This window comes from Shewanella sp. YQ_9 (assembly GCF_043103185.1).
Lineage (GTDB): Bacteria > Pseudomonadota > Gammaproteobacteria > Enterobacterales > Shewanellaceae > Shewanella > Shewanella algae.
Genome location: NZ_JBICJO010000070.1, coordinates 62037 through 85755, shown reverse-complemented (window position 1 = coordinate 85755; position 23719 = coordinate 62037). Strand labels below are relative to the sequence as shown.

Annotated in this window: 19 protein-coding genes and 1 riboswitch; of the genes, 5 read left to right on the top strand and 14 right to left on the bottom strand. The window is 52.9% G+C overall.

The window, feature by feature from the left end; all coding sequences use genetic code 11:
• Window positions 1–74: 74 nt before the first annotated feature.
• From ACF8D4_RS19520 to ACF8D4_RS19490, 7 genes are all read right to left on the bottom strand, one after another.
• Entirely contained in the window at window positions 75–1322 is a 1248-nt protein-coding gene (locus ACF8D4_RS19520) for a diguanylate cyclase domain-containing protein (RefSeq protein WP_144191087.1), read from the bottom strand.
• Between the two features lie 16 nt (window positions 1323–1338).
• Window positions 1339–1992, bottom strand: a complete 654-nt coding sequence (locus ACF8D4_RS19515) for an acyltransferase (RefSeq protein WP_025887628.1) — start codon at window positions 1990–1992, stop codon at window positions 1339–1341.
• Window positions 1989–2726 (bottom strand): tRNA (N6-threonylcarbamoyladenosine(37)-N6)-methyltransferase TrmO, encoded by a 738-nt coding sequence (tsaA, locus tag ACF8D4_RS19510; RefSeq protein WP_342172695.1) that lies wholly within the window; start codon window positions 2724–2726, stop codon window positions 1989–1991. Before tsaA ends, ACF8D4_RS19515 begins: the two co-directional genes overlap by 4 nt.
• 10 nt (window positions 2727–2736) lie before the next feature.
• Entirely contained in the window at window positions 2737–3117 is a 381-nt protein-coding gene (gene rcsF, locus ACF8D4_RS19505) for an Rcs stress response system protein RcsF (RefSeq protein WP_025009418.1), read from the bottom strand.
• Window positions 3118–3178: 61 nt separating this feature from the next.
• Window positions 3179–4447 (bottom strand): amidohydrolase family protein, encoded by a 1269-nt coding sequence (locus ACF8D4_RS19500; protein WP_208158418.1) that lies wholly within the window; start codon window positions 4445–4447, stop codon window positions 3179–3181.
• Between the two features lie 32 nt (window positions 4448–4479).
• Complete coding sequence (locus ACF8D4_RS19495; protein WP_392466434.1) at window positions 4480–7590, bottom strand: amidohydrolase family protein; 3111 nt, start codon at window positions 7588–7590, stop codon at window positions 4480–4482.
• 295 nt (window positions 7591–7885) lie between these two features.
• Complete coding sequence (locus tag ACF8D4_RS19490; protein WP_025009415.1) at window positions 7886–8281, bottom strand: H-NS family nucleoid-associated regulatory protein; 396 nt, start codon at window positions 8279–8281, stop codon at window positions 7886–7888.
• 319 nt (window positions 8282–8600) lie between these two features.
• Between ACF8D4_RS19490 and ACF8D4_RS19485 the strand changes: the two genes are divergently transcribed.
• From ACF8D4_RS19485 to ACF8D4_RS19475, 3 genes are all read left to right on the top strand, one after another.
• A complete protein-coding gene (locus ACF8D4_RS19485; protein ID WP_129978785.1) occupies window positions 8601–9350 on the top strand; it encodes an electron transfer flavoprotein subunit beta/FixA family protein in 750 nt (249 codons plus the stop codon).
• A complete protein-coding gene (locus ACF8D4_RS19480) occupies window positions 9351–10274 on the top strand; it encodes an electron transfer flavoprotein subunit alpha/FixB family protein (protein WP_109248488.1) in 924 nt (307 codons plus the stop codon).
• Window positions 10275–10364: 90 nt separating this feature from the next.
• Window positions 10365–10563: riboswitch (Lysine riboswitch) on the top strand.
• Between the two features lie 81 nt (window positions 10564–10644).
• A complete protein-coding gene (locus ACF8D4_RS19475) occupies window positions 10645–12216 on the top strand; it encodes a Na+/H+ antiporter NhaC family protein (RefSeq protein ID WP_392466429.1) in 1572 nt (523 codons plus the stop codon).
• Window positions 12217–12347: 131 nt separating this feature from the next.
• Here the strand turns inward: ACF8D4_RS19475 and brnQ are convergent, their stop codons facing one another.
• Both brnQ and ACF8D4_RS19465 read right to left on the bottom strand, forming a co-directional pair.
• Complete coding sequence (gene brnQ / locus ACF8D4_RS19470; RefSeq protein WP_345882026.1) at window positions 12348–13670, bottom strand: branched-chain amino acid transport system II carrier protein; 1323 nt, start codon at window positions 13668–13670, stop codon at window positions 12348–12350.
• Between the two features lie 684 nt (window positions 13671–14354).
• Window positions 14355–16493, bottom strand: coding sequence for a M3 family metallopeptidase (locus ACF8D4_RS19465; protein WP_208160716.1), 2139 nt, complete (start codon window positions 16491–16493; stop codon window positions 14355–14357).
• A gap of 273 nt (window positions 16494–16766) precedes the next feature.
• On the opposite strand from ACF8D4_RS19465, the gene ACF8D4_RS19460 reads away from it, so the two are divergent.
• Both ACF8D4_RS19460 and ACF8D4_RS19455 read left to right on the top strand, forming a co-directional pair.
• Complete coding sequence (locus ACF8D4_RS19460) at window positions 16767–17345, top strand: thymidine kinase (protein ID WP_025009412.1); 579 nt, start codon at window positions 16767–16769, stop codon at window positions 17343–17345.
• Between the two features lie 278 nt (window positions 17346–17623).
• A complete protein-coding gene (locus ACF8D4_RS19455; protein ID WP_186295207.1) occupies window positions 17624–18469 on the top strand; it encodes a tetratricopeptide repeat protein in 846 nt (281 codons plus the stop codon).
• Between the two features lie 14 nt (window positions 18470–18483).
• On the opposite strand, the gene ACF8D4_RS19450 is transcribed toward ACF8D4_RS19455, so the two are convergent.
• The 5 genes from ACF8D4_RS19450 to ACF8D4_RS19430 all read right to left on the bottom strand — a co-directional run bounded on the left by ACF8D4_RS19450 (window position 18484) and on the right by ACF8D4_RS19430 (window position 23419).
• Entirely contained in the window at window positions 18484–19599 is a 1116-nt protein-coding gene (locus tag ACF8D4_RS19450; RefSeq protein ID WP_044734026.1) for an FUSC family protein, read from the bottom strand.
• A gap of 214 nt (window positions 19600–19813) precedes the next feature.
• Window positions 19814–20275, bottom strand: coding sequence for an isoprenylcysteine carboxylmethyltransferase family protein (locus ACF8D4_RS19445; protein WP_044734027.1), 462 nt, complete (start codon window positions 20273–20275; stop codon window positions 19814–19816).
• Window positions 20276–20402: 127 nt separating this feature from the next.
• Window positions 20403–20702 (bottom strand): DUF3861 domain-containing protein, encoded by a 300-nt coding sequence (locus ACF8D4_RS19440; RefSeq protein ID WP_392466424.1) that lies wholly within the window; start codon window positions 20700–20702, stop codon window positions 20403–20405.
• Window positions 20703–20959: 257 nt separating this feature from the next.
• The gene (locus ACF8D4_RS19435) at window positions 20960–21787 is read right to left on the bottom strand and encodes a hypothetical protein (protein ID WP_025009407.1); all 828 of its coding nucleotides are present in this window, start codon (window positions 21785–21787) and stop codon (window positions 20960–20962) included.
• A 240-nt stretch (window positions 21788–22027) separates the two neighbouring features.
• On the bottom strand, window positions 22028–23419 hold the full coding sequence (locus ACF8D4_RS19430; RefSeq protein WP_208194054.1) for an NAD-dependent succinate-semialdehyde dehydrogenase: 1392 nt from the start codon (window positions 23417–23419) through the stop codon (window positions 22028–22030).
• Window positions 23420–23719: the final 300 nt, after the last annotated feature.

Genomic DNA, 23719 nt, shown 5'->3' with positions numbered 1-23719 from the left:
ATCACTTGCTTTGATGATGTCACGCGGCCAGGGCGGATAAATTCCCCTTTCCTTGCTCGAATTTAGCCCGTCGGCTACTGATTGGCGCCGGCGCTGCAGTTGCCGCCGCGGTTTTGGGCGCTGAGCAGGGCTTCTTCAGCCTGAAATACCAGGGTGTCCCAACCGAGTTGCCTGGCCGGTTGGATGTTGGCCACACCGATAGAGACTGTCAGTCTTGGGCTTTGGGCCTTGGCTCTCAGATTGGCCGCCAGCACAAATTGATTGAGGCTCTGGGCAATGCGGATACAGGCTTCCGGATCCCGGTCTGGCAGTAACAGTGCCAACTGAGATTGTTGCAATCGCGCCAGAAAATGTTCACCGCTAACGTCAAAGTCCAGCAGCCTTTGGGCCAAATGCAACAGGGTTTCGCTGGCAATGGCCTGATCGCTCTGAATGAGCAACAGGCCTATCCTGTGCTGTTTCACTACCGCTTTGTGCCAGGCCTGCTTCAACAGTTGGTTGAAGCTGCGGCGGTTATAGAGCCCTGTGAGTTCGTCCTGTTGTTGCTCGCTGGTCAAGGCACTCATTTGGGCCTCAAGAGACAACAGCGCATGGTTTATCTTGAGTGTTTCCCGATTCACGGCATTTGGGGAGTTGCCACCGAAGTTTTGTTCCGCCAATTCGCTGAGCTTGTGGCTGGTCTGCAACAAGGGTTTGAGCAGGTGGCGGCCAAGTACAGCCCAGGCCACAGTTTGACTCAGAACTATCAGCGCCAGTGACCCGAGCACCAGCCATAGCAAGGTTTGCATCAGCGACTTGCTGTTCTTTTGTGCCTGGGCATCCAGGTGGGTCAGCCCTATGCCGGATAGGCGCAGAGAAAGATTATCTATGGCACTTATCATGCCGGTCATATGTGGTGCTCTCAAAGGCTGACCACTCATCACTGACAGCTGTTGTCCAAGAGCCAGGGCCTCGTCATATTCTTTGGCCGCCAGGGTAAACTGACTCAGGGTGGTTATAATCTGTTGTTGTCTCTGCCTGGTTTCGTCGAGGATCGCCTCCCGCTCGTTGGAGGGATAGGTAGGCCAGTTGTTTTTGAGTTTCAGCAGTGCCAGATGCTGCATCTGGTTGGCTTTGATGGTTTGCAGCAGCAGTTTCTGATCCTGGAGCTCGGCGATATGGGCCTTGCCTGTACGCTCCATCACCCAGAGGCTGGCTCCGCCAAAAAACACTATCAGCCCGGCAAGCAGAAAAAAACTCAGTAGTAACCGGCTGCGGATCCCCGGCAAGCCAAGTGACGTGCTTCTTGGTGTTTGTGTGTTTGGGCGGGTTTGGCAATCCATGGCGCTCAACTTCCTCTTATTGATTTTTTTCACTACCCGTCAGTGGCTTATCGCGTCTATCTCCCACTACTCTAGCAGGATTTCCCGCCATTATGGCAAACGCGGGTACCGACTTTGTGACAATGGCGCCCATGGCAATGACGGCGCAGTCGCCTATGGTAACACCATCGACGATACCGGCCTGGGCGCCAATCCAGACATCCTCGCCAATCACAATCCCCTTGGATTGGCTGCTCTGACGATAGATGGGCATATCCGGCGCCATACCATGATTGAAGGCGTAGATGGTGACATTGTTGGCAATACGGGTCTTGTCACCTATCACTATGCCACGACTGCCGCCATCCAGCGAGCAGCCGTGGTTGATACTGACCTCCCGGCCTATCTGTATCGGCCCATGCAGAAAGCAGTTGGCGGCTATCATGGACTCATCGCCCAGGGTTATCGGCCTGCCGGGTTCGGCAAACAGCTCTGCCTCGGGGGCGATAAAGCAGTTTTGCCCTATGCTGATGGTTTCAAGGGCTTGGAGCCTGGCCTGAATCGCCTGTTGCCAGGGAAGGGCCCACTCGAGATGTTTGGGTTTGAGGCGATACCAGAGCCAGGGCATCCAGGAGAGGCGCCTCTTGTGTTGCGCCTGATAGTCATCAGCTGAGGGGGTAAAATCACTCATGCACCGGCGGCGCCGGACGCTTTGGCACAAAAGGGCTGTATGGTTTCGACCTCAATGCCTTGCTCTTGGGCATGCCAGAAGATATCCAGATCATACAGAGCTACTTGATAGCGTTTGGGATCCGGCTTGCCTTTCTTGTAGGCGGGTCTCGGATCCTGGGCCAGCACCGCCTGAATGAGCTTATCCAGCCCGGGATAGCGTTTCTCGAGTCGGATCAGTTGTTCTACTGCGAGATTGCTGAAGCTGACCTCAACCTGCTCGGGAGCCTGCTGCGCTATGCCGCCTATCGCCTCGGGTATCGCATCCGAGAAGGGGATGTAGGGCTTGATGTCGATTATCGGAGTGCCATCGAGCAGGTCCATGCCGGAGATCTCCAGGACCACCTTGCCTTTGCCTTGGTGGATCTGATGCAGCTTCACCACAGATTGGCCAATGCCATTGGGCCTGAAGGTGGAGCGGGTGGCAAACACCCCAAGCTTTTCATTGCCGCCGAGCCGGGGAGGGCGCACCGTGGTTTTCCAGCCCTGGGCCAGATTTTCATGAAAGCAGAACAGTAACCAGAGGTGGGAATACTGCTCCAGCCCACGCACCGCATCAATATGATTGTAGGGCGCTGTCAGTTCTACAAAACCGCGAACAAAATCCACCAAGCCCGGCTGACGAGGAATACCAAACTTCTGTTTATATGGTGTCCGGCAATAGGCAACCGCTTCTATCTGAGTCGAAAACCCCATAACGTCAGGTTTACTCCTTCGGGGTTGCCAGGCGAATAGCCTGGCCGACACACATGGCGCTGGTGTAGCAACCGGCTGCGGCTTCCTGGGTTTCGACACAGTTTTTAATGATAAGACCATTGGCCTTCATATCGGCCGCCGCCCGGCGCGCCTCAGTGCGGGCATCGGCCATAGTGGCCGGTACACCATCGAGCTCAGACTGACAGGCATTGCCTTCAACCAATCCCAGCACTTCATATTGGCCTGTTGGCCGACTGCCATCGAACAGCTGTACTTCCGAGGGTTTGAAATACTCCTGGATAGCCTGGCTGTCCAGGTTGGAATTGAAGCTGTATTCCCCGGCGCAGCCGCCAAGCAGCAGTACCAGAGTGGAGAGAAAAATCGGTTTCATGGCCCGGCCTTATAGTTATTCGTCCATGCTCCCGGCCATCCCGGGAGCTGTATGGGAAATTCTATCGCTTCAAATACTTTTGATAAAGCTGCCGATGACGATTGTTGAGATCCACCTGCCTGCCGTCGATAAACATCAGCTCTATCCGGCTGCTCATGGGATCGAGAATATCGCCGCTGCTGACCACAATATTGGCCTGAAACCCGGGCGCTACCGCCCCCAGGTTGTCTACCCCCAGTATCTTGGCGGCATCTTGTGTAATGGCCTTGAGCGCCTGCTCTTTACTGAGCCCCCAAGCCACGGTTTGGCCCGCGGCCAGCGGCAGGTTACGGCTGTCCCAATCGGAGCTGAAGCCGAGGGCGAAGGGAATACCGGCGCGCTTGAGCAATGCCGGTACTCTAAATGCCTGACCTATGGGCTCATCTTCTCGTAGCGGCAAGTCAAGCGTATGGGTATAGATGACATTTGCCTCTATTTCATTGAGCGCTGCGCCCAGGCGCCAGGCATCATAGCCACCGACCAGGGTTAACTTGAATCCATACTGACGGGCCAGGGCAATGGCAGCCTCTATCTGCTGCTGCCTGTCGGCATGAACAAATAGCCGCGCCTCCTGGCGATACAGAGGCAAGAGCGCTTGCCAGCGGCTGTCTTCAAGTGCGCCTTCACTGCCTTGCTGACTCAAGGCGTAGCGTTTACCCGCTTCAAAGTGTTTGTGTATCTGTGACAGAGCGCCGTGATAGGCCATTTGCGCCTGCTTATCTGCCTCGCTGGTACCTTGTTTTTGCGGCGCAGTTGGCCAATAGAGGTGGAACTGTGGTTTGGATGGGACCTGGGCATCTTCTATGGTCCAGGCATCCAGTGAGACCAGTACCGATTGCCCGGCAATGCCCGAGCCTCTCGGCACTATCTGGGCATGGGTGATTCCGTTGGCCCGCACACTGGGCAACAATTCCGAATCCGGGTTGAAGGCGCTGGCGGCTTCAAGCTGCGGATTGGCACTGCCCACATCGCGGCTGTCGACTGTTGGCCTGGCCATGGCTATCTCTACCAAACCCAGGGTGGTATCCAGTGCGATGAGGCCGGGATAAAGGTGTTTGCCACTGAGATCAAATTCCCGGGCATTTTCAGCCGTTAATCCTGGGCCTACGGCGCTGATAACGCCTTGCTCGAGCAGCACATCGGTATTTTCGAGTGTGCCTTGGCTGACGGTGTGAACCGTGGCGTTTTTCAATAATATGGCTTGCTGCTGGCGCTCGGCCGGGATCAGGTTATGGGCCTTTGCCGGTGCGAACATCAATAGCGAACCACCCAGCAGCAGATATACCAGCATAGATGCCATGTGTGGCAATAGAGGAAACTTGGTCACAGGCGGCTCTCCTTATTCTGGCCCCAGGCGTTGAATTGGGTATCGCATTGCCACAAGGGCTCTATGATTTCAGACGTTGTTTCGCCTTGAAGCCGCGCCGGGTCACTGCCAAGAATTTTCTGGATCAGCGCCTGGCGCTCGCCGGCAATAGCCTGGGTCATTTGCTTATCCTCAGCGCGGTCGAAGTAGCGTTTGCCGCCAATCCACACTGCCTGGCTCTTGGCATAAACCGATAGGGGGTTGGCATCCCAGAGCACCAAATCTGCCTGTTTCCCCTCTTCAACCGAACCTGTTATGGCGTCTATTCCGAGCTGTTTGGCGGGGTTGATGGTTACCATCTTCCAGGCATTTTCCTGGGACATGTCGCAGTATTTCACCGACTTGGCGGCTTCCTGATTCAGGCGCCGCTGCATCTCAAAGTCATCTGAGTTAATCGAGGTGAGCACGCCGGTATTCATCATCAAACAGGCGTTTTGCGGAATGGCATCATAGACCTCAAATTTATAGGCCCACCAGTCGGCAAAGGTGGAAGCACCGGCACCATGAGCCGCCAACTCGGGGGCCAGCTTGTAGCCTTCCAGTACATGGGTAAAGGCGGTGACCTTGAAATCGTAAGCCTCGGCGAGGCGCAAGAACATCAGGATTTCAGACTGGACATAAGAGTGAATATGCACATCGCGCTCGCCATTCAGCACTTGGGCAATCGCCTGTAAACGATAATCGGGGCGAGGGGAGAGCTGCTTACGTTTCTCCCGTGAGCGTAGCTCGGCATATTGGGCTTGGGCGTCTTTATAGTCTCTGGCGGCATTGAAAGCATCGCTCATCAGGGCCTTCACCCCCATGCGGCTTTGCGGGAATCTACGGGTATAACGCTCGCCCCAATTGCTCTGTTTGACGTTTTCCCCCAAAGCAAACTTAATCCCCTGATGGGCCTGGGCGAACTTGAGTCCCTCGGCCGACTCCCCCCAGCGCAGTTGAATGACCTGCGACTGGCCACCTATAGGGTTGGCACTGCCATGCAGCAGATTGGCGGTAGTGACGCCACCGGCCAAGGAGCGATAGATGGCAATATCATCCGGGTTAAGCACATCGGCTATTCGCACTTCTGAGGTGATGGCATCGGACATCTCATTGAGGCCGCCGTTGACGGCAATGTGGGAATGCTCATCTATGATCCCGGCGGTCAGGTGCATGTCTGCTCCCTCTATGACCTGATAACCTGCCGGAGTGCTGAGATCTGTGCCAATCTTTTCAATCTTGCCATCGGCCATAAGCAGGTCGCTGTTGCCAATAATGCCGGCCTCGCTTGAAGTCCAGAGGGTGACATTGCGGATATGCAGTTTTTCCGTACCTGGCAGCTCACTGCGGCCATAGGCTTGCAGTGGACTCGTCAAACGACTGAGATACTCGGGTTCAGTCTTTGGCCCGGTCTTTGACACAGTTTTGGGGCTTGTTGCCTGAGTATTTGTCCGTGTATCCTCTTCTGTCTCTGGCATTAAAGGCGCGTGCGGCAATCTTGAGCCGGCCAGTTGAGTCACGGCGCCATCGGCACTCAAGAGTCTTCCTCTCAACCCTTCATCATCTTGCCATAGAGTCAATCTACTGATGCCATTTATGCCGGCACCCTGCAAATTGACGCTGAAACTCAGGCGTTTGCTGTCGGCTTTCAGGTGAGCAAGCGCTATCTGTTGATCGCCACTGCTGAGGTTGCCCCTGAGTTTTCGGGGCGTTTGCTGGGTCAGTTGCAGCTCAAGATCCAATTCCAGTTCAGCCAAATGCAGGCGATAACTGCCTTGCCACTGGAATTCCGGAGCCAGCTGTTTTTGCTCTTCGCCCTGCAACCATACGCTGACTATTTCGCCGTCCTGAAACAGATTGCCTTTGGCTATCACCAGATCGGCCATATAGCCGGGCGCCAGTTTACCGACCAAATTATCTATGCCGGCGGCCGCAGCGGCTTCTGTGGTCAGCGCTGCCAATGCGGTTTCTTCGTCGAGACCGGCTTGCAGCGCCATTCTCAACCTGGGCCAAAAGGCTTTACCGTCCATGCCGTATTGGGTGAAGGAGAAGGGGATATTGTTGGCGGCCATCACAGCAGGATTGCTCGGTGCCCGCTCCCAGTGTCTCAAGGTTCTGAGTGGTACTTCCCTGGCATTGTCTTCATCACTGACCTGAGGGGCAGCGGGGAAGTTCAACGGCAATATCAACACGGGTCGATATTCTTGCAGTTCTCTCACTCTTGCATATTCCTGGCCATTTCCCAGTAAGATTGGCTGGATATCTTCTTGGCTCAAGAGTTTGGCTGCACGCAACTGGTTATTGAGGTTTCGGGTGTCAAATATCGCACCACGAGTTTTTATATCGTGCAAGCGCTCAAAGGCGATATTAAATTCCGGTGACAATAAATCCTCGCGACCGGCTGCTTTCATTTTATTCTGGTTATACCAGTTGGCATCACTGAGAGTCTGTCTTATTAACGCTATGCTTCCCATCAGGGAGTTGGGGTAGTCCTGTGGTGAATTGCCTTTATCAAAAGCCATAAAATGTCGACTTTGGGGATTATATATCAGTTGATTGCTATTCTTGTCCGCCAAAGACAGTGAAACACCAATTCCCCTGAATATTCCGTTAAGATGAGCACTCTGAACGCTGGTAAAGCCATTGCTTATCCAATTTGACGCGGCTTCTTTATCTGCCAATACATAGGAAAACCATTCTTTCTCTGCGTGAATAGCCCCATTTGCAGCCACAGCCCCTTTGGGGTTTATCCGATAGACAGGGCCTTCAATAGTTGCCGGCGATTCTGAATACTCAAAGCCATATTCGGCAAAGGGATCGATAAACCCCGGATAGATGGTGTAACCATTGAGATCTATCTTATAAGCATTTTGTGGAATTTCATTATTGGAAATAACTTGCTTTATCCGGTTATTTTCAATAAGCAGGGTAGCGTTATCCAATTGCTTACCCGGGGAGAGCATGAGTTTGGCGTGGGTTAAGGCGGTCAATCTCGGAGTATTGTCTGTCAGTTGCGTTTCATCGGCGTAGGCGCTGCAGGTCACAAGGCTGATAAACAGCAGTTTTGCGGCGGGGAAAGAGGGTTTCATCTGTTGTGGCTACCTTGTCATTATTCTTTTGGGGAAAAGTCACAGCTATCAGTAAAAAGATATGAATATCAGTATATATTCACTACTTTTTTACCAAAGAGTTACAGATATCCATAATACAAAAAGGTATCTGAGGCCGACGGGATACATGGCTGTGTGCTGATGCCCATAAAAGTTAACCCAGTCAAAATGTAAATGCCAAGGCGTAATTGTAAGGCTTTTTAACAGATGCCAGACGTCTATCAGACATAAAAAAGCCCCGACACTGTCGAGGCTTAAGTAAATAGATGCCTGATTAGATCAGGAAGTCATCCATTGAACGACCTTTGTCTACTTCGTTCTTGAATACAGTTGGCATACGGCCTTGGCCGGTCCAAGTAATAGTTTCACCATCTACAACGATTTTGTATTTTGGTGGGCGAGGAGCACGCTTCTTGGGAGCAGCCTTGGCGGCAGCAACATTACCCAGATCTTCAACAGACAGGCCAACGGCTTCCATCTGCTTACGGATATCTTCTATTTTAGAAAGACGTTCAGCTTGTGCCTTTTCTTCTTCCTTGGCTTCCTCTTCACGATCAATAATGATCTTATCCAATTTGGCAGCCAGATCGCGCAGATCTGCAACGCTCAACTCTTTTACTGCGGCCTTAAAACGACGACCGTGAGTCAATATATCAAGAAAATCGCTCATAAGTATTTTGGTCCCACGCTAATTTATAAATTGGGTTATGGTGAACATCGCTATAAATAATAGAAACTATAAGAGTCTGGATCAAATATTTTTACGCCAATTGACATTAATTTCTTTATTTAACTCAATTCTATGACCATGAAAGTTGCCAAGTGTTCAAAAAACTGGCCTTAAAGTGTGACAGAAGTGACAAACGAGCGTTTAAGTTGCTGTTGACGTTAACGTCAACAGCACGTAAAGTTGAGCCATCCTGTACTGATGGCCCTGGTATCATCGGTACGCAACCCACATTAGATACAAGGTGTAGGAAGGAAACCCTATGAAAGTATTGGTGCCAGTAAAACGTGTGGTCGATGCCAATGTGAAGGTCAGGGTCAAGGCCGACAACACAGGCGTTGAAACAGCCAACCTGAAAATGGCGTTGAATCCATTTTGTGAGATTGCGGTAGAAGAAGCCGTGCGTCTGAAAGAAGCCGGCAGTGCTTCTGAAGTTGTCGTTGTCAGCATAGGTCCCAAGGCGGCACAGGAGCAGCTGCGTACCGCACTTGCTCTGGGTGCCGACCGTGCCATTCACATCGAAACCGATGAAGAGCTGGTGCCCCTTTCTATTGCCAAACTGCTCAAGGCGGTGCAGGACAAGGAACAGGCGCAACTTATTCTGCTCGGTAAGCAGTCCATCGACGGCGATAACAATCAGACAGGACAGATGCTGGCGGCGCTCGCCGGTATGCCTCAGGCAACCTTTGCATCTGAAGTGAAGCTGGAAGGCGAAACTCTGCTGGTCACCCGGGAAGTGGATGGCGGCTTACAGACTCTGTCCATGCCTCTGCCTGCCGTGGTCACCGCAGATCTGCGTCTGAATGAGCCCCGCTATGCTTCTTTGCCCAATATCATGAAAGCCAAGCGCAAGCCGCTGGAGACCATGAGCATTGATGACCTGGGAGTGGCGCTCAAGCAGCACGTACAGGTGTTGGACGTAGCAACGCCGGCCAGCCGTCAGGCGGGTGTGATGGTGGCTTCCGTTGAGGAGCTGGTGGACAAGTTGAAAAACGAAGCGAAGGTGATCTAAATGGCCGTATTAGTAATAGCAGAACACGATAATACTAGCCTGAAACAGGACACAGCCAAAGTTGTCGCCGCAGCCAAAGCCATAGGGGGAGATATTCACCTCTTGGTTGCCGGTCAGGATTGTAAGGCCGCCGCCGATGCTGCCGCCAAGCTTGAAGGCGTCAGTAAAGTACTGCTGGCCGATAACCCTGCCTATGGTGCTCATCTTGCCGACAATATTGGTGAACTCATCTTGTCTCTGAGTGGCGACTACAGCCACATTCTGGCTGCAGCTTCAAGCCAGGGTAAGGACATACTGCCAAGAGTGGCGGCTTTGCTGGATGTGGCTCAGCTTTCTGAGATCACCAAGGTGATTGATGCCGATACTTTTGTCCGTCCCGTTTATGCCGGTAACGCCATGGCGACCGTTAAGAGCCTGGACGATAAGAAAGTGGCCACTGTGCGCGCCAGCGCCTTCGACGCCGTTGCCGAGACAGGTTCAGCTGAAATCAATCAGCTCGATAGTGTCTTTGACGCCAAGAGCAGCTTTGTATCCCAGAGCCTGACCGAGTCGGCTCGTCCGGAGCTTGGCAGCGCCAGAGTCATTGTTTCCGGTGGTCGCGGTATGGGTAGTGGCGAAAACTTTGCCATGCTGGAAGCATTGGCCGATAAGCTTGGCGCCGCCGTAGGTGCATCGCGGGCAGCAGTGGATGCCGGGTTTGTTCCCAACGACCTGCAGGTTGGCCAGACGGGTAAAATCGTGGCGCCAGAGCTTTATATCGCTGTGGGTATCTCCGGGGCGATTCAGCATCTGGCCGGTATGAAGGACTCAAAAGTCATTGTGGCCATCAACAAAGATCCTGAAGCGCCTATCTTCCAGGTTGCCGATTATGGCTTGGAAGCTGACCTGTTTGATGTTGTGCCTAAATTGAACGAGTTGATTTAATCTGTGATCTAGGTCACGATAGACGGCTTTGGGGTAGCATCCTCAAAGCCGTCTATGTTTTTATGTGCCTCACGCCTGACATCAGGCGTCCTGAGAAGTAGAGGCGCACTAAATATCAGTAGCGGTAAGCAGGGTGATTCCGTTTATGTATCGCGAAAGGATTTGGTGCCGAAGTGGTTGCGACTTATCAAGGTCCACCGCTGGGGCTGTTACCAAATAGGGGCAGCACTGCCATAGTATATTCTGTCGGGATGACAGATTGACGTTACTATGGAGCGCTACTGAAAGGACAGGTGCTACTCGGTATGCCATTGCCTTTTCCCACCAGTTCAGTTGCCCTCCATTCGTATTTAACGAAGAACAAGACTCAATGACACTAACAAGTTATGCCGACTCGGCACTCTCTTTGTTGCCGCCGGTTGTGGCAATTTTATTGGCGATCCTCACCCGTCGGGTGTTGTTATCGCTGGGGCTGGGGATATTGATTGGAGCCTTGTTGCTCAATCAATGGTCGGTATTGGACACCGGGGTTTATCTGGGGCAAAGGGTGCTTTCCCTGGTATGGGACGATGGCGCTTTCAATGCCTGGAACCTGTATATTCTGGGGTTCCTGGTGCTGCTGGGGATGATCACTGCGCTGATCACCGTCAGTGGCTCGGCCAGAGCCTTTGCCAACTGGGCCAGACAGCATATCCGTAATCGCCGTGATGCCAAGCTGCTGACCATGTTTCTCGGCTGTGCGGTGTTTATCGATGACTACTTCAACAGCCTGGTGGTGGGCAGTATCGCTAGGCCTCTGACCGACAGATACTATATCTCCCGCTCCAAACTGGCGTATCTTTTGGATTCTACCGCGGCGCCCGTGTGCGTTATCTCGCCGGTGTCCAGTTGGGGCGCCTATATTATCGCCCTTATCGGCGGCATTCTCACCGCCCACGGGTTTACCGAGACCGGACATCTGAGCGCTTTCGTGCAGATGATCCCGATGAACTTCTATGCCCTGTTTGCCCTGGCACTCTTGCTGTGCGTCACCTTTATGGAGCTGGATATTGGCGCCATGCGCAAACACGAGCTCAACGCCCGCAAGGGCAATCTCTATGATGAGTCCAAGGGGTTGCCCCCCGGTGCCAATGCCGATCTGCCCGAGGCGGAAACCGGCCAGGTGCACGGCCTGTTCCTGCCCATAGGTGTCTTGGTGGTGGCGACCTTCTATTTTATGGTTTCCAGTGGTGCCGATGCCCTGGCGGCAGAAAGCCTGCCTTTTAGTATCATAGGTGCCTTCGAGAAAACCGATGTGGGCTCGTCACTGTTTTTCGGCGCTTCCATCGGTCTGATGGTGACGCTGCTGCTGGCCTTTATCCAGAAGATTGAAGCCAAGATGATCCTCAAGGCACTCACCTCGGGTGCCCGTTCCATGTTGCCGGCCATCTATATTCTGATGTTTGCCTGGACCATAGCCGGGATCATAGGCTCACTGGAAACCGGCAAGTTTATGGCCAGTCTCGCCAGTGGCAATATTCCCTTTGCCTTGCTGCCGGCCGTGCTATTTATTTTGGCAGGGCTTACCGCCTTTTCTACCGGCACCAGCTGGGGCACCTTTGGTATCATGTTGCCGATTGCCGCCGATATGGCCATGGGCAGCCACAGTGGCATGATGTTGCCTATGCTGGCCGCCGTGCTTTCCGGGGCTGTGTTTGGCGATCACTGCTCGCCGATATCGGACACCACGATTCTGTCATCCACAGGTGCCAGCTGCCATCATATCGACCATGTGCTGACTCAGTTGCCCTATGCGGTCTTGGTAGCAGTTATTTCCCTCGGCGGCTATATAGTACTCGGCTTTACCGAGTCGGTAGGGCTTGGGCTTGCCAGCAGTTGTGTGCTGTTCATGCTGGGGCTGGTGTGGCTCAAGTGGCAGCAGCCCAAAAACAGTGCTGCCTAACCGGCCAATTAAAAAACGCTGCTTTGGCAGCGTTTTTTGTTACCTATATTTCAGGGCCATTGGAGTTGGAGGCATACTCTCGTCTTGGATATTCAGGCTAAATACCTATTGATTCAAACCGGCCTCGCCAATTATTTTTGTGGCAGCTCTATTGAGTTTTCCGTGATGATGCGAACCGATGCCGAGCGGGCAAACAGAGTCAAACTCGTCGCTATGGCCAGAACAATAATCGTCGGGACAATCCAAGCTGCATAGCAAGCGTATAAGGGTAGATATTGGTTCAAAATTGCATCCAGGCTGGCAGGCATACTGCCGAGAATATGCAAGGCGTCCAGAGCGCCAAAGATCAACGCAGCCGCTAAGGTTGCAAGTACGCCAGACATGGAGACAAGGCGCCGTAGCGGGGCAATCAACAACAAGGCAATCGCAATCGGATGCAGGGCTACCACGACGGGTTGGGTGATCTGTAAAAGTTGCTCCAGACCAATATTGGCAACCAATGCTCCAATTATCATGGTGACCAGCACACTGTTACGGTAAGACACGTTACTGAATGTGCGGCTATAAAACTCACTGCCGGCAGTCGTCACGCCGATTATCGTCGTCAGGCAAGCCAATATCATCACAGCTCCCAACAGCAAGGTACCTAAAATACCAAAATGTGTTGTGGTAAAGGTGGTCAGAATATCCCCGCCGTTACTGTATTCACCGACGCTGCTGGCGCCGATATAAGCCAGGGAGATGTATACCAGTGCCATAGCCACAGCGTACATCAAGGCGGCAATCAGGGTGTACCTGGTAATCGCCTTTGGCTGAGTGACACCCATACTTTTAATCGCGCGGAAGATAACCCATCCAAAACCGATAGAACCCAAGGCGTCCATGGTCATATATCCTTGAGTCACACCTTCGGCAAATGCGCTGCTTACATAGGCGCCGGTCGCCTGGGAAATTCCTTGACTCGGAAACAACAGCGCGGCGATAGCCATTGCCAGTAGGATAGCCATTAGCGCCGGTGTCAACCACTTCCCCAGGTTGTCGACCAGTTTGCCCGGATACAGGGAAAACAGCACAGCGATAATGCAGAAGATAATTGAAAAAGGACCCAGAGCGTTGTCCCCGAAAAACGGGCTAAAACCGAATTGGTAAGCGACTGTGATGGCGCGAGGAATGACAAATGCCGGGCCAATCACGATAAATACCATAATCCAGAACGTGGTAGCCAGAGGGCGGGGAAGTACTGAAGTCAGGTTATCGGAGCCCCCCACCAGAGCCACAATGACCAAAGCAAAGGCGGGTAAGCCCACACCGGCCAGTAGAAAGCCTGCCATGCCCTGAAACAGGTTGTCGCCTGCCTGATAACCCAAAAATGATGGGAAAATAAGGTTGCCGGCGCCTAAATACATGGCAAAGGTCATAAACCCCAAAGCGGCGATATTGCGTGCACTTAACATAGTCTTCCTCAAATATGTCAGCTTTGAAGTAACCAGCAAGTGAGCGTTTTGATGACTCTGCCAGCGACTCTCACTGACAGAAAATAAAAGATAATAGCCTGTCAGCCCCGGTTGAGTTCCAGAGAGAGCAGGAGGAGATTGGCGACGGTCACTTGTTGGCGACTAGGCTGCAAACAACTTGTGGAAGTGACCAATGACATACAAAATCCAGGCTGACAGAAAATACGGGAGGAGGCTCCTCCCTGCGTGGATACCTTATAAACCTATCTCTTGGAACCTGGCAAGCCTTAAATAGTGGATAGTGTGTATTTCAACATTTTCTCCACTCACAGGAATAAGCCACTAAAAATTCTTTAAAGAAACATTAACGATTCAATCCGACTTCGACAGGCCCCGGCATGCCTTCAGTCAGATGTCTTGAACGGCAAGTTGCTGTGCAAGCCACTCTCTACAAAAGAGAACGTCACGAGGACTTATTCGTACCTTCCTTAGGTATCACATGTCCATTTTCAATGGTTTGCAAAATAGACCCGGCCCCGATTACGGGGAGAATGATTGCCGGTGCTGGAAGTCGAATAGCTTGTCATAAAAAACACCTGAGCCGGAAGACTCAGGTGTTTTTTATGCTTAAGTCCGAGGTGTAATCTCGCCCCTCGGACTTAAACGGTTTTCAGCGCTCACTTATCAGAGCAGACCACGACGCTTGAGCAGGGCATCGGTTGTCGGCTCCTGACCACGGAAGTTTTTGTAAGCTTCCATAGGTGGCACGCTGTTACCCACTTCGCGGATAGTCTTGCGATACTTCATGCCGATATCCCGCTTCAGGCCGCCTTGGGTCTGTACATAGGCAAAGGCATCGGCCGCGAGGATTTCGCTCCACATATAGGCGTAGTAGCTGGCACTGTAGCCACCCGGGAAGGCATGGGCAAAGTAGGTCGACTTGTAACGTGGTGGCACGGCTTCAATGTTCAGGCCGTGCTTTTCAAGCGCCTTGGCTTCAAACTCGGCGACATTCTGCAGCGGTGCGTCCTTGTCCAGCGAGTGCCACTCCATGTCTACCAGAGCGGCTGCCATATACTCCAGGGTGTCGAAGCCTTGGTTGAAGCTGCGGGACTTCAGCAACTTGTCCAGCATCGCCTTGGGTAAAGGCTCGCCGGTTTGGTAGTGCTTGGCATAGTTGGCCAACACTTGTGGATGACCGGCCCAGTCTTCTTCGAAGGTGGATGGGAACTCGACAAAGTCACGGGATACCGCAGTACCGGACAGGCTGGGGTAGGTTACTTTGGAGAACATGCCATGCGTGCCGTGACCCAACTCGTGGAACATGGTGGTTACTTCGTCATAGCTGACGAAGGTGGCTTCGCCTTCCGGTGCCTTCTTGATGTTCATCACATTGACCACCACGGGCTTGTCGCCCTTGAGCAGGTTCTGGTTGACGAAAGAGCTCATCCAGGCACCGCCGCGCTTGCCTTCACGGGCGAAATAGTCGCCGTAGAAGATGGCCATGCTGCTGCCATCGGCATCGAACATTTCCCAGGCTTTGACATCAGGGTGATAAACCGGCAGATCCGGCCGTGGCTTGAAGGTTACCCCATAGAGTTGGTTGAGGGTAAAGAAGACGCCGTCTTCCAACACTCGATTGAATTCGAAGTAAGGCTTGAGGCTGGCTTCATCCAGATCATATTTCTCCTGGCGCACCAGTTCGGCATAGAAGGCCCAGTCCCAAGGCTTGAGCTGGAACTTGCCACCAGTCTTGTCGATCATCGCCTGGATATCGGCGGCTTCTTTCTGGGTGTTGGCGACAACGGCCGGCACCATGGAGCCGAACATCTCATAGACGGCCTCGGGTGTCTTGGCCATCTGTGGGCTCAGGCGGTAACTGGCCCAGTTATCAAATCCCAGCAGGGCGGCGCGTTCGGCGCGCAGCTGCGCCAGGCGGGCTACCAGAGAGGCAGTTTCGTTTTCACCTTCAAGGCCGCGATAGGCAGAGGCTTCCCAAATCTGTTTTCTCAGCTCTCGGTTTTTCAGCTGAGCCAGCACCGGCTGGCGAGTGGTGTTGGTGATACTGATGAGGTATTGGCCATCGAGACCGGCTGCCTTGGCATCGGCCGCGGCATTGCGAATGGCTGAGTCGGACAGACCGTCCAATTGAGCAACGTCAGCCACAGTTACGGCAATCTCTTTGTTCATCCGCATCAGTCGTTGCTGGAATTCGTTCACCAGCTTGGACTGCTCTTCGTTCAAGGCGCGGATCTGGGCTTTCTCGTTCTCGGTCAGCTTGGCGCCGGCGAGCACAAAGCGCTGGTGATACACCTCAATAAGGCGCACTTCTTCGCTGCTCAGGCCCAGTTGGTGGCGCTGAGAGTAGAGGCTGTCGATGCGGGCAAACAGCTCCGGGTTGAGATTGACGTTGTCTGAGTGGGCCGCCATCTTGGGCGCCATTTCACCCTGAATTCTACGCAGTTCAGGGTTGGAGTTGGAGCCGGTCAGATTATAGAAAACGCTTGAGGCGCGGCTTAGCAGTTCACCGGATTTTTCCAGGGCGACTATGGTGTTGGCAAAAGTGGGTTTCTCTGGGTTGTTGGCAATGGCCAACACTTCCTGGTAATGCTCGGCAATACCGGCTTCGAGTGCAGGCTTGAAGTGTTCATCTTTGATCAGGCGAAAATCCGGGGCCTGATATTGCAAGGTACTCTTGGCAAAAAGTGGATTGCTTTGAGTGGCTTCAGCACTTGCCAGATTTTTGTCCTGAGGCGTGTGAGTACTGCAGCCAGAAATAGCCAGTGTGGCGCCAACGGCCAGCGCCAGAAGAGATTTTCGCATTGTTATGACTTCCATCTTTAGTTATGAGTTTTTTAGCGCAACTTAGCACTTGTTGCTTAAAAGTGGCTGAATTTAATGTTTATAGCCTACATAATCGCGATGTTTGCAGGCCAGCAGCTTATTGATAAAGAAGTGTAACAAATTGATTTTAATGGGCAGATTCAGCGAATGCTGAATCAATGCTCAAGTTTGGCTGCATGGGGCATGCATCCTGTATTTATGTGGTAAAAAGTGTAAAATTGCGGCCGGAATTTTTCTCAGGGGAGAGCCGTTTTGGCGCAACTTTATTTCTACTATTCGGCGATGAATGCCGGGAAATCCACCTCTTTACTGCAGTCATCCTATAACTATCGCGAGCGCGGCATGCATACCCTGGTGATGACACCCGCCATAGATGACCGTTTTGGAGTGGGAAAGGTCGCTTCCAGGATCGGTATTGAATGTGATGCACGTATTTTTGCCCATGATGACAATCTGCTCGAGATGATCCGCGCCGAACATGAGCGTCAGCACCTGAATTGTGTGCTGTTTGATGAATCCCAGTTTCTCAGTAAAGAGCAGGTCAAACAGCTGGCCTATGTGGTCGACATCCTGGATATTCCTGTACTTTGTTACGGTTTGCGTACCGACTTCCAGGGCGAGCTGTTTGTTGGCAGTCAGTACCTGTTGGCCTGGGCCGACAAGTTGGTAGAACTGAAAACCATCTGTCACTGTGGTCGCAAGGCCAATATGGTGATCCGTCGTGATGGGGCGGGTAACCCGGTGCGTGAGGGTGAGCAGGTGGCGATAGGCGGCAATGAGAGTTATGAGTCTGTCTGTCGTAAGCACTACCGCGAATTGATTTGGGACTGATGCGAGGCGTTGCGTTTGCAAGCCCGAAGCGACAAGTTCAATAGTAAAAGCCCAGGCGAACAGCCAAAGATATAAATAAAGAGATAAAGAGATAAAGAGATAAAGAAAGGAAGCTTATGTCGTCAATTTCCCCTGCTGGAAGCCGTATATCCAGAAAGCGGTTACCGGGTTTGTTGCTGTTATTGCTGGGCTCAGTTTTGCCATTGCAGGCCGTCGCAGATAAAGCCGTTCCCGCCTCAGAAATTAAAGTGATTCAAAAGCTTATTTATGAAAGGAAGATGGCAGAGGCGGCGCCCAGACTGGATGCGGCCATAGAAAACTATCCGGACTCCGGGCGGTTGGCATTTTTGCTTGGGCAGCTTTATTACTTCAGCAATATCCCCAATTATCCCAAGGCGGTGGCGGCCTATGACAAGGCCGAGCCCATGCTGTCCAAGGACTCTGAACTGTATTTTTTCCGCGCCGCAGCCAAGGCTCAGGTGCTGTCCGCTTATTCCCAGCGTCTGCGTCCGGACTATGCCGGCGCTCTGGCCGATTACCGCAAAGCCGAGGCTTTGGGATCGGAGCGTGATCTCAGGTTGGATATTGCCAGGACACTCTATGAAACCCGGGACTATCCGGCAGCGCTGGAGCAGATAAACCGCTATCTCAATAACAAGCCTCAGCTTTGGGCCGATGGCCAGATGCTCAAAGGCAATATCCTGGCACAAATGGGCCAGCATGAGGCGGCGCTCAAGAGTTATCAACGAGCCGCGAGACAGTATGACTATCTGGATAAGCTGCAGTTTTATCAGGCCGTCAGCTTGCGGGCGTTGGGGCGATCCGATGAGGCTATGGCGCAGCTCGATAAGGGATTAAAGCGTCAGGGCCGTGCGTATTTTCAGCTTGTCTATCTCAAAGCCATGCTGATCTATGAGCAGAAACAATACCAAGAGGCCGCCCTGTTGTACCAGCAGCTGATTGAAAGGCGTCGCGACTGGGCCTTACCCTTACTGGGCTATTACAACAGCTTAAGCCAGATTGGCGAGGCGCCCATCAGCATCAGCCATATACTGGATCTGGCACTCGAGCTTGACCCTGAAGTGGTGATCCACTTTCATCAGCAGGACCTGTTGCGGCTGTAACGCCCGGTGGCCAGTTACTCGGGAATATCCAACTGGCGCTGGGAAGATGCTTTGCGCTTATAAGCCAGATCCAGGCTGGCCAGCTCGCCATGAATGGCCAACAGCGCCTGGGCCAGTTGATAGATAAGCCAGCTGTAACCACTGAGTGCGAAACCTTGATGGGCCGCTTCCGGCGAGTCATCGCTCGGCTCAGATGGCAGTTGTTTAAGCAGCTGTTGCTGCAATTGATAGCCGAGTCCCAGGGGGAGTTTGGGGCAGTCGGGTGTGTTGCCGGCCACATAGTCCGCCAGATAGGCAAACTCTCGCTGTAGCCCGCTGGCTACCTGTTTGACTCTGGCATAGGCCTCATCCTCTTCGGCCTTCCAGCGGGTGAGCAGCAGTAGCTCCAAAAGCGTGATCACCCTTATCTGTTTGTTGGCCAGCTCGGTCAGAGTAGCGGCCTCTTTCTTCAAGGTTTGGCTTTCCCACTCCAGCGAAAACAGCAGTTTTTTCTGCGCCAGCACCGCCTTCATTGCCGTTTCCAGCGACTTACGGGCATTTTCCGGCTCTTCCTGGCCGGCATTGAGATGTTGCTCCAGCACTTGGGTCATGATTTTCAGTGAGCTTGCCAGTTGGGCCCGCCAGTCCTGTTTGGCCTTGATTGGCAGCACAAACAGGGATACCAGCACGGCAATCACGCAGCCGATGAGAATATTGGCGGTGCGCCATAAGGCTTCCGAGGTGTCGTGGTTGGCGTCACCTATCACTATGATCATGGTGAACCCAGCCACCAGGTAGGCATAGCTGTAGCGGCCGGCATTGATATAGCAGACTATGCTGACCCCGAGGATCAGTAAGCCCATCAAGTCCCAATAGCCGCCCATGGTGATCACCAACAAGACCCCATAAGCCGAGCCCAAGCAGGTGCCTATGGCCCGCTGCAGCGATTTTTCGATAGCGCCGCCCACTTGTGGCAGGCCCATCATGATGATCACTATGGTGACCATGCTCCAGACAAAGTGAGGCAAAGACCAGATGGCGTTGATGGCGGCGGCAATAAACAGCGCCAAGGCCAGTTTTACCGTGTGTACGGCGCGGGAATGGCGATAGATAAAATCGGCGAAGGCGGAGGCTCTGGCAAACAGGGGCATGGCAGTGTCTCAAAAAGCGTATGGGTTGACCGTCAAGGGCAATTATGACAGAGATGAATCGCGATGGAGGCGACGGTGGCCGCGAAAGGTGCAAACTGGGAGCCACAATTGCCTGACGGCAAAGCCTTTATGCGCTGGATCACAGCTTGTCCCCTTGTGGCATCATTCGAATGTGGTTTTTTGCCTGGGGCAGGTTTACAAGAGGAGGCCCGGGTTAGATCCAGCGTCTGACTCTCTGACAATAGGCGCGGTAGGGATCACCAAAGAGTTGCTGCATCGCCCGCTCTTCGGGAAGGATCTGAAAGCGCTGTAAATAGGCAATAAACAGGGCGACCAAGAGCAGCAGCCAGAGTGAGTTGAGGAAAAATGTCTGCGCCAGCAGCAAGAACACAAATCCCAGATACATGGGATTGCGTGAGCAGCGATAAATCCCCGAGGTTACCAGCGCTGAACTTTGCTCCGGCACCCTGGGATCCGGTGTCGTCCCATGGCGTTTGAAGCTGAGCACTCCCGCCAATGGGATAATCAGCCCGGCCGCCAACAGAGAAAAAGCAAGGCTCAGGCTGAGGCTGGAAGGCAGGCCGGAAGAGGGCAGCCAATAGGACGTCAGTTGCAGCAAAAGAGCAAACAGCAACAAGAGAGCCAGGGGCGGCAGTTTCTTTTCCAGTCCAGACATGAATGATGCAGCTGTGAGTATTAGATGCCGCTTAAGATGACACGGCCCAAGCTGTGAATACAAGCACTAAATACAAGTTGTTAACGCCTGGGGCTCTTGCCAGGGTGATTCCTTGCCATGAAGCTATTTAGGCGCTGCGGTTTCCTTGCTTGAGCTGTTTCATAAACTGCATAAAGTGAGGCCGAAACTCATCGAAGAGTGGATTTTTACGTTGCTCCAGCATCACTTCACTGAAGAGTTTAAGGCCAACGGCAAAGGCGGCAGCCTGATCTTCATCAAAGTCCTGTCGCTGTTTGATTTTGTCCACTATGGCAAAGATATCGTCGTGATTGCCGACTTCGAATTTGAGTGCCTTTTGATAGTTTGATGGCATACCGTTTTGATCTTCGAGATGCTCGACACTGATACTGTATTTGTGTTGTTTCATTGAGGACTCCATTGACTAGAGGCCGCCGCGCGGCAGTGGCGTGGATATGAACCGGGACAGCATTGCAAAAGCGCAGCGAATAAACACTTTAACTGTCAGGGAGCTCTCAAGGATAAGGGATTTGCCTAAATTTACATGCCAGAGTGCCAGCAGCGGCCGGGTCGCGTGACATAGATTTCCCGGCAGCGGCTCTGAAACCGTTCAGGCAACAATGCTGGCAAGCATTGGCTTGGTGAGCCAGCCGGGATAGGTGCTGCCTATCTGTTTTTCATCAGGGTATCGTAGAGGTGCTTGGCGCAGGCAAAGTTGGGGCCTACGTCTTCCCGGGTGCCGTCTGAGCCGTGATCGTTATCCAAACGCCAACTGAACATGCCCCGCAAGCCATTGTGAATGGCGAACTCAGTCCACTGCTCAACTTGTTCGAGCGGGGTTTGTACCCGGGAGTTTTCACTGCAGACTCCGCCCATCAATATCTCGGCTTTTAAACCGGCATCAAGCCAAACCGCAGCATCGCGGGCGGTATTGATGGAGGAGTAGTCCTGCATTTCCACCGCATCGACATTATCGTTAAAGGCCTGGATAGCTCCCTCTCCGTAGAGGTAACTCGGCCCTTCCCCGGGCCAGGGGACTGAAACGGCAATTCCGAGACCGGCAGCACGAAATTCAGGCCCCAACTGAGTGACGAATTCGGCCACTTGCTTCATCGCCTCTCTTTCTTCGGCGTCTATGTTTATCCCTGTGTAGTGATTGTCCTTGAGCCAGGAGACAATATTGCGGGTAGAGAGATTGTTGTCACTCTTGTTACTGGCAACGCTTGCCTGTATGCCTTCACTGCCAATTCCGGCATAAAGCTCGATACCCGGCGCTTGAGAGAGCAGCTGATCTTTGATGGCATCGGCATATTTGCCACTCATTTCAATACAGTAACCACCAGAGTGAATAGCCGACAACTGGCCGAATGCCAGGCTGTAGCGACTGGCAAGGTGCAACGGGACCAGGTTGTTGACCAGATTATTCAGGCCAACAGGATTCCAGGTATCGTACCAGGTAGCGATTTCAAAACCTTGGCTTATTTGTGAGTTCATAGACTGTCCTCCATGACATGGCTGAAGTGGCGATAACCTTGGGCTTCCTTGTCTTTGTGTTACTGCCGGTTGCCGGGAATATGCCGGGTCACAAATCTATAGTCGATGCTGTCCATTTAAGCAATCTGGTCCAGCCTGTAAGCCTTGCTTGTCAGTATCTGTGTCAGTTCATGGACTTACACAAAAAGACCCGGCCAAATGGCCGGGTCTGTCATTGATAGCTGCGTGATTCAAGTGAGATCAGAAGGGGGCGTCGATATCCACCACATTGATCAGCTTGAGGTTGACGAACTCTTTCAGTCCTAAGTCGATCAATTCGCGGCCATAGCCGGAGCGGCGGATACCGCCAAAGGGAAGATCGGCCTTGACCATGGTGGGGTGGTTGACAAACATCATCCCGGTAGAGACTTGTTTGGCTACCGCCAGACCGCGTTGTTTGTCGGCGGTGAATACCGAACCACCGAGGCCGAAGGGAGAGTCGTTGGCAATGGCAATCGCTTCCTGTTCATCTTTGGCCTTGAGGATCATGGAGACAGGGCCAAAGAACTCCCAGTAGTAAGCCGGGTTGTCCGGGGTGACATTGGTGAGTATGGTCGGCTGCACAAAGGCGCCTTGCTCCGGCACTTTGGGGCCGACTTCGGTAGCCGTGGCACCATGCTCAACCGCTTCACGAATTTTCTGCTTCACTTCATCTGCAGCGCCCTGGGATGACAGTGGGGCCAGGGTAGTATTAGGATCCATGGGGTCGCCGGCTTTAAGCTTGGCCACACCTTGGGTATAGCCTTCCATAAACTTGTCATAGATGGCTTCCACCAGGATCATTCGCTTGGATGAAACACAAACCTGACCCGCATTCCAGTGACGGCCGAACACCGCCCAATCTATGGTTTTCTCGAGCTCGGCATCTTCCAGCACGATAAAGGCATCAGAGCCGCCCAGCTCCAGGGTGGATTTTTTCAGCGCCTTGCCGGCCTGGGATGCGATAACGGCGCCGGCACCTTCAGAGCCGGTCAGGGCCACGCCATGCACCTTGGGTGAGTTAATGATCTGTTCGATTTGATCCCGGGTGGCATACAGGTTTTGGAAGGCGCCCTGCGGCAGCCCGGCATCACGCATCAGGCTCTCAAAGGCGGCGGCGCACTGAGGCACATTGGAGGCGTGTTTCAGCAGCAGGGTATTACCGGCTGAAAGCTGTGGTGCCAGGATCCTGGCAATCTGGTAGTAGGGGAAGTTCCATGGCTCAATGGCCAACAATACCCCCAGAGGTTCATTGACTAAAAGGGCTTCCCCTTCGGCGGGATCGGCCACCGGCAGTTTCTGCGGTGCCAGCAGTCTCTCGGCATGCTCTGCATAGTATTCGAGGATTTGTGCCGACAATTCTACTTCGGCCTCCGCCTCTCCAATGACTTTACCCATCTCCAGAGTCAGCAGCTCTGCATAGCGGCGCTTGCTGTCTCTGAGTAGGGCTGCAGCCCGATTGAGTATTTCAGCCTTGGTGGCAAAGGGCGTATTGCGCCAGCTCAAGAAGGCCTGGTGGGCCGATTCAATCGCCTCGGTGACTTGGGCGTCAGTGGCGTTGGGGAATTCTTTGATGAGCTCTCCTGTGAAGGGATTGATCGTTGCATATGCCATGTGTTCCTCCCAGCGTTGCAAGTAATAGGGTATTGATGCCAACTCCTGGCATCGGGTGAAAATGTTTGGATTTATCGTGGATTCCGGCCCTCAGAGGCGAGTGGCTGGAAATAAAGCTCAAACCTTTCTACTCCTTAAATGGCGATAGTTGTGTGATGAGTGTCACGCAAATCCCCGGGGTTCTGCCGGCCGGTGATTTTTAATCCTTTTTTGTTAGGTCTTTGTTTTTAAAAAACTTAAAAACATCTTTGACTAACAAAAATGTAACCTTGGGCCTTGCTGTTATTTAAAGAAGGCTGC

Coding starts and splice junctions, on each gene's coding strand:
- ACF8D4_RS19520 (WP_144191087.1), bottom strand. CDS start 1,322: ATGGATTGCCAAACCCGCCCAAACACACAAACACCAAGAAGCACGTCA.
- ACF8D4_RS19515 (WP_025887628.1), bottom strand. CDS start 1,992: ATGAGTGATTTTACCCCCTCAGCTGATGACTATCAGGCGCAACACAAG.
- tsaA (WP_342172695.1), bottom strand. CDS start 2,726: ATGGGGTTTTCGACTCAGATAGAAGCGGTTGCCTATTGCCGGACACCA.
- rcsF (WP_025009418.1), bottom strand. CDS start 3,117: ATGAAACCGATTTTTCTCTCCACTCTGGTACTGCTGCTTGGCGGCTGC.
- ACF8D4_RS19500 (WP_208158418.1), bottom strand. CDS start 4,447: ATGCTGGTATATCTGCTGCTGGGTGGTTCGCTATTGATGTTCGCACCG.
- ACF8D4_RS19495 (WP_392466434.1), bottom strand. CDS start 7,590: ATGAAACCCTCTTTCCCCGCCGCAAAACTGCTGTTTATCAGCCTTGTG.
- ACF8D4_RS19490 (WP_025009415.1), bottom strand. CDS start 8,281: ATGAGCGATTTTCTTGATATATTGACTCACGGTCGTCGTTTTAAGGCC.
- ACF8D4_RS19485 (WP_129978785.1), top strand. CDS start 8,601: ATGAAAGTATTGGTGCCAGTAAAACGTGTGGTCGATGCCAATGTGAAG.
- ACF8D4_RS19480 (WP_109248488.1), top strand. CDS start 9,351: ATGGCCGTATTAGTAATAGCAGAACACGATAATACTAGCCTGAAACAG.
- ACF8D4_RS19475 (WP_392466429.1), top strand. CDS start 10,645: ATGACACTAACAAGTTATGCCGACTCGGCACTCTCTTTGTTGCCGCCG.
- brnQ (WP_345882026.1), bottom strand. CDS start 13,670: ATGTTAAGTGCACGCAATATCGCCGCTTTGGGGTTTATGACCTTTGCC.
- ACF8D4_RS19465 (WP_208160716.1), bottom strand. CDS start 16,493: ATGCGAAAATCTCTTCTGGCGCTGGCCGTTGGCGCCACACTGGCTATT.
- ACF8D4_RS19455 (WP_186295207.1), top strand. CDS start 17,624: ATGGCAGAGGCGGCGCCCAGACTGGATGCGGCCATAGAAAACTATCCG.
- ACF8D4_RS19450 (WP_044734026.1), bottom strand. CDS start 19,599: ATGCCCCTGTTTGCCAGAGCCTCCGCCTTCGCCGATTTTATCTATCGC.
- ACF8D4_RS19445 (WP_044734027.1), bottom strand. CDS start 20,275: ATGTCTGGACTGGAAAAGAAACTGCCGCCCCTGGCTCTCTTGTTGCTG.
- ACF8D4_RS19440 (WP_392466424.1), bottom strand. CDS start 20,702: ATGAAACAACACAAATACAGTATCAGTGTCGAGCATCTCGAAGATCAA.
- ACF8D4_RS19435 (WP_025009407.1), bottom strand. CDS start 21,787: ATGAACTCACAAATAAGCCAAGGTTTTGAAATCGCTACCTGGTACGAT.
- ACF8D4_RS19430 (WP_208194054.1), bottom strand. CDS start 23,419: ATGGCATATGCAACGATCAATCCCTTCACAGGAGAGCTCATCAAAGAA.